Genomic DNA, 6,354 nt, shown 5'->3' with positions numbered 1-6,354 from the left:
TTAATGATAATCTTAATGTTTAGTTAAAAATAAACAAAAAAACATAATTTGTTATAAAGTAAACGGCAAAGTGGCAAAAATATTCTTTTTTTCATAGAATGAAAATATATAAAGTATAAAAAAACCCCCATCGAATGAGGGTTTAAGGCTCTATTTTTTATTAAACATTGTCTGCATCTTATTCCGTATTCTAATTAACAACGGCTCTTTATAATTTTTATCTTCATCAAAATATCCATAACCGTAACCATAGCCATATCCGTAACCATAGCCATATCCGTAACCTTGTTTGGTATTATAGTCATTATAAATAAGTCCTAAGTGTTCAATTTCATTGTTATGATATTTCTCGGTGATGAGCTTAACCATGTATTTCTCAGTATACTCGTGACGCACCACATAGATATTGGCATCAGAATATTTCATAATTTCATAAGAATCTGCAACCAACCCTACCGGTGGTGAATCTATAATAATGAAATCATAAATTTCCTTCAGTTCCTGTATAAATTTAACATTCCTTTCGCTCATCAGTAGTTCTGAAGGATTTGGAGGGATAGGCCCTGAAGTGGCAACATCCAGATTCGGGATTTTCGTATGATTAATAATCTGATCAATTCCAACTTCTCCTGTAAGGTAATTTGAAATACCATATTTATTATCAATCTTGAAATCGCCAAAGATTTTAGGCTTTCTAAGGTCCATTCCTAAGAGAATCGTTTTTTTGTCGCTCAATCCTAATACAGAAGCAAGGTTAATGGAAACATACGTTTTCCCTTCTCCTCCAACAGAAGATGTTACTAAGATCACCTTACCTTTTTCATCCTCGTTATTCATCAGGAATCTCATATTCGCTCTGATGCCTCTAAATGCTTCTGAAACGGATGATTTTGGCTGCTCCAAAACAGTAAGCATATTTTCACTGTTGTTATTTCCAATTACACCGAGAAGTGGGATTTTTGTAACGCTTAACAGTTCTTTAATATTCCTGATCTTATTATCAAGCAATTCACCTATGAGAATAAACAGGATCGGGATTAATAACATTAGAGATATTATTCCTGCTTTTGCCATTTTTATATTAGGGCTTACAGGTCCTTGTCCAAGATTTTTGGCCGGGTCAATTACACTAATATCAGATTGATTGGTTGCTACATTTAAACGAGCTTCATTTTGTCTGTTTAAAAGGCTGCTATAAGTAGCTTCAATCATATTATAACCTCTTTCTGCATCCAGATATTTTCTTTCTTTTTCAGGATAAGACTGTAAATCGGAATTAGCATCCGCCACCTTTTGATCAATTTTATTGATCTCATTGTAATATTTGGTGTAGTAATTCTTCAGACTGTTAAATGAGCTGGCTTTAGCATCATTAATCATTCTGTTTATCTCCTTCATTGGTTCAGAATTAGGTTTATAGATTGTGGCTAATTCTGATCTTTTTGTATACAGGGCCTTAAGCTCGCTCACTGAAGCAGAAAACATTCCATCTTCAAAACCTGCGGCATTGGTAGCGATCATTTTATCAAAATTCTGTGACTGAAGTGTATTTCTGATAGTATTCAGAGAATTGACTTTGCTTACAATATCTGCTTTTTTGGCTTCAAGGTCCTTTATCGTTTCCAGAGACTTCTCATCTCTATCTTTAATATTATAAAGTTTTTCTGAGGTTTTCAGATAATTCAGAACAGTTGCTGCGGAATCTAATCTTTTACGGATCTCATCCAGACTTCCTTGCAGATAAACCGTTGTATTTTTATTAACTGTATTTTTATCTTCAAGTCTTTTTTTCTGAAGCTCAGCTACTGATTTATTAAGGAAGTTTACTGTACTGTTAAGGTTATAACCTCTTTTATTAATGATCATGATAGTACTGATCTCCTTATCAAAGTTTACGCTTATAGTAGATACAATATCATTAACACTCTGATTTATTGTTGTTAAATTGATAATAATATTGTCTAGCTTGATACTGGGAGTAACCGGGTTCTGAACCAGCTTAAATCTCAAATTCGGAGAATTATACCATTCATTTACTCTTATAATCTTATTGGCGGGTCTGTTGTAGGCATTAATATTTTGGAACCCTTCTACTTCATAGCTGTACAAACTTGTAGCCTGCCCTTCTTCCGGCAACACCACTTCATAGGTGCCATTCCCTTTTGGACGTAATGTAATTGGATAATTTACCTGCTGAAGGTGCTTTCTATCGATTTCAAAAAAAACGGGAGAGTCATCTTTATCTAAATAAGTAGATTTTATGAGTCCTTTGGTAGAATAATTGACAAAAAGATCCAGTTCTTTAACCAGATACTCATTATGGGATCTGGAAAGAAGCATTTTTTTAAGATAAACCCCATCCTGATTTCCTCCTTGCCCCCAAATGAAATTAATAGACTGATTAGGGCTGAAATAGCTTGAAGTATTATTAGAAATACTCAGGGATAAATCTGAAGCATACACATTCTGAGCATAATATTTGCTATATGCCCAAGAAATAGCATATCCAATAAGGAACATAAAAGCAAACCAATACCAATTTTTGAGTATCCTTCTTAAGAAATGCTCAATATCAAATAATGCAAAAGTTCCGTACTTATTCTCTTTGGGAGCTTCGCTTTTTCCTACTTTCGTATCTTTTCCTGGAATCATGGGATTAAAGTCTTTGTAGGATTGTATATAAGGTTAATGCTGTTGTAATTGCTGTTACACCGGTAAGCATAGTCTGAATAGGATCTTTACCGAATCCGTTCAAGCTTTTTCTCCTGGTATTAAGATAAATTTCATCTCCATTTTGTATGTAATAATAGGGAGAGTTCATCAGATCTTCACGGGTAAGATCTATTTTAGCAATTTTAATTCCTTCCGGAAGTTTTCTGTGGATTACAATTTCCTTTTTATCAACGGTTCTGTTTAATCCACCATTAATAGCCAAAGCTTCAGTAATCGTAAGGGTATTTTTATGAGCGACCTTTTCTCCGGAAAGCCCTGTAGTTTCTACATCTCCAAGTATGTAATAGGTAATTCCGTCTGTATTTAATCTTACTTCAGATTTTCCTTCCTGGAAGTTTTCGTTTACTTTCGTCTGTATTTCCTTTGCTACATCATCAAGAGTTCTACCTTCAGCTTTAATATAGCCTATTCCGAAGATATTAATATCTCCGTTAATATCTACTTTCAAACCATTGAAATAGAAATTGACATTTCCTCCGATAGTAGAGCCTGCTCCGCCAGCCCTTCCACCCATTGTGGCTGCGCTGTTTACAACTCCACCTCCACCTATTCCGCCTGAAGTATTGTAAGTAGAGTAAAACTGTGCCGCATCTCCTTTAGGGGTGGTCACAATATTAAGGTTAAGCATATCATTTTTGGTAATCCTATAAACAGGAATATTGTAGGGAACAAGACCTTCTTCATTAATCACCAGGCTTTCACTAGGCTGTAAATATCTTACATCCTTTGTTGTGATGCACGAGGTAAGTAAAAAAGGTAATAATAAAAATAAATACTTAAAGTTCTTCATCATATTTGAATATTGTTTACAAAAGTAATATTTAATTGTTAATCTTGGTTATTTCTTAATCGATATATCAAATCTGGCAAATATGCTCCCATAAAGCCTAATAAAACTACCACCACCAACAGCAGGTTCACATTAATATGCCTCAGATAATATGCTACTGCTACAATCATTAAATAGTATAGAATAATATAGAATGTAGATCTTCTATGGGTAAGGTTCAATTTTAAAAGCTTGTGATGAATATGGTTTTTATCAGCATCAAAAGGTGATTTTTTATTATAAAGCCTTACAAAAATTACATTCAATGTATCCACAATAGGTAAAATCAGAATTGCTACAGCGACTACCGGAGCAGACTGGAGATGATACCTTGGCACATCTGCAAGTTTTTTATCTATAAAAATATCTATAAAACAGATAGAGGTAAAGGCAAGCAAAAAGCCTAAAAGCATGGAGCCTGTATCTCCCATAAATACTTTATTGGTTCTGTAATTCGAAAGATTGTAATACAAAAATGCCAAAACAGTTCCTATAATCACCACTGATAGAACAACCAGCGGATAATTATACTCCCCTAATCTGTAATAACTTATCCCAAACATAGCACTGCAGATCACAGAATACCCGCCTGCAAGCCCATCAATTCCATCAATGAGGTTAAAAGCATTGATAAGGATAATAAAAGTTACAATACTAAACAAAACACTCACAAAATACCCCAGCTCAAAGACCCCGAATATTCCAAAGAGACTTCTGATTCTAATATCTGAACCAATTACGATTAATGAGGAGACTAAGATCTGGGCTACCAGCTTTTTGTAGGCTCTCATCACTACAATATCATCCATCACTCCGATATACAGAAGGATAATTAGTGATGCAAACAGAAATTTATAAAGGTCAAATAACTCATAAGCAAAAATGGAAGCACAAATTCCAATGGAATAAAAGATGGCAATTCCTCCAAGGTTGGGAATTTTTCTAAGATGTGAACTTCTGATACCTGGTTCATCCATAAGGTTCTTCCTTCTGGAGATCTTTACAATGGTAGGTATAGAAAAAAAGGTAATTAAAAAGGAAAATACGAAACCTAATCCTATTTTTACATAGAAAATAGGTATCCCCGATCCGCTTAAGAACAATTCAAAGTTTTTCATTTTTTTCTTATCCAGTACACACGTCTCACCAATTAAACCGATAATGCATATATGCTTTCATCGTGTTCTACTGTCCGAAACAATAGTACTTACATTTGTGTTTATATCAATTTTCTTATCAACTTCTTCTGCCCGGCAAAAAATAACAGATAAAAAATCTTTTTTTTCACTGGCAAAGATAAAAGATAATTTGTACCAAAACGACTATAGTTCAATATATCTTGAATTTTTATTTGTCTTTCTCTTATGAAAACAGATAACTTATCCGCCATGCTATAAAACGCTTTTTCTTCTTTTACAAAAGCCAGATAGGCTAAAAAAGAATACACCCCTTCAAAAATCTGGAAGTTTTTTAATTCCTTTTCTTTATGAGCATATCTGGACCCGTTAAATACGTTTTCCACATCCTGCACAGCCTTCAGTATGTCAAGCCCTTTTTCCGTATGGGTTTTAGTGATTGAATCTGTACGTTCAAGGTATTGATAGTGAAAATTCTGTGTCTGTGCAATGGTTTCACACTCCAGCAACAGCTGTGGGATCAGCTGAATATCTTCAAAATGAACTCCTTTTTTAAACCTTTTCTGCTCAAAAAGTTCTTTTTTGAATAATTTATTACAGGCAAAATAGCTGATATCCGAAAAAACAGAAAAGTTATCTTCAAGTCTTATTTTCTCAGGCATATTGGGAATCTGAGTCAGCTTTTGAGTTACCCGTCCGTTTTCATCTACCTTCTGAATGTTACAGATTACTATTTCTGCCAGATGTTTTTCTGCCAGATGAAGCATTTCTTCAAACATAGTTTCTGTAACATAATCATCACTATCTACAAAACCTATATAATCTCCTGTTGCTCTGTCTATACCAAAATTTCTGGCATCACTTAATCCGCCATTTTCTTTGGTAAAGTATTTTATTTTGTCAGGATACTTCTTCTCATACCTTCTGATAATATCACCGGAATTATCTTTGCTTCCATCATCTACTACAAGAATCTCGATATTCTGATGAGTTTGATTCACCAGAGAGCCGAGACATTTTGCCAAATAGTTTTCGACATTATAAACGGGAACAATAATTGAAATTCTTGAGGGAACGTTGGCCATACACTAAAATTTTGTCAGTCTTGTGTTCAACCAGCCCTTTTTAGCATCATCAAAATCCTTTCTTGAGCAGGGAATACAGTTTTCTATATTTTCATCGTCACCAAAATACCACAAATTACTGAAAGTATCACGCTTAAATGCAAATTGTCTGTCATCAATTAAAACATAGAACAGTTCATATTGCCTTTCTTTGGGATGAGACTGCTGAATATTGATCCCTTCGATCAGATACCATAGCATTTGTGCTAGCAGCTGATGGTTCAGTTGATTTTCCGAATAAATATTATAATTAAAAATCCCTACCGTTTTCAGGTTTTCACTCAATCCGATCTCTTTCATGTAGGCACAAATTTCTCTTCTGTTCAATCCATTTACCTGTGGGTTCATAGAAAATGGCTCGCTGAAGCTTTCTATGGCATCACAATTTACTGTAACCAGATCTGCTTTTCTGAAGAAAGGCTCCGTTTTTTCAGTAGAGTTCATCATTTCTGCCAAACGGATAATATCAAATTCCACTTCCTTGATCAATCGTACAGAATCCATTTCATTTAAATGTTTCTGATAGCCTAAA

The 6,354-nt window shown here is 34.3% G+C and carries 4 protein-coding genes and 1 pseudogene; all 5 read right to left on the bottom strand.

The genetic code is table 11. The features are described 5' to 3' along the window. Positions 1 to 150 precede the first annotated feature (150 nt). Positions 151 to 2,652 (bottom strand): exopolysaccharide transport family protein, encoded by a 2,502-nt coding sequence (locus tag BBH99_RS07290; protein ID WP_066694000.1) that lies wholly within the window; start codon positions 2,650 to 2,652, stop codon positions 151 to 153. A 4-nt stretch (positions 2,653 to 2,656) separates the two neighbouring features. Next, on the bottom strand, positions 2,657 to 3,523 hold the full coding sequence (locus BBH99_RS07285; RefSeq protein WP_066693998.1) for a polysaccharide biosynthesis/export family protein: 867 nt from the start codon (positions 3,521 to 3,523) through the stop codon (positions 2,657 to 2,659). A 38-nt stretch (positions 3,524 to 3,561) separates the two neighbouring features. Next, the gene (locus BBH99_RS07280) at positions 3,562 to 4,680 is read right to left on the bottom strand and encodes a glycosyltransferase family 4 protein (RefSeq protein ID WP_066693996.1); all 1,119 of its coding nucleotides are present in this window, start codon (positions 4,678 to 4,680) and stop codon (positions 3,562 to 3,564) included. A 101-nt stretch (positions 4,681 to 4,781) separates the two neighbouring features. Beyond that, positions 4,782 to 5,783, bottom strand: a complete 1,002-nt coding sequence (locus BBH99_RS07275) for a glycosyltransferase family 2 protein (protein ID WP_066693994.1) — start codon at positions 5,781 to 5,783, stop codon at positions 4,782 to 4,784. A gap of 3 nt (positions 5,784 to 5,786) precedes the next feature. Beyond that, positions 5,787 to 6,354: pseudogene (locus BBH99_RS07270) on the bottom strand (arginase); the annotation flags it as partial.

The sequence above is a fragment of the Chryseobacterium contaminans genome, assembly GCF_001684955.1.
GTDB classification, from domain to species: Bacteria; Bacteroidota; Bacteroidia; order Flavobacteriales; family Weeksellaceae; genus Chryseobacterium; species Chryseobacterium contaminans.
The sequence above is the reverse complement of the archived record's forward strand: the minus strand, read 5'-3'. Positions and strand labels throughout refer to the sequence as shown.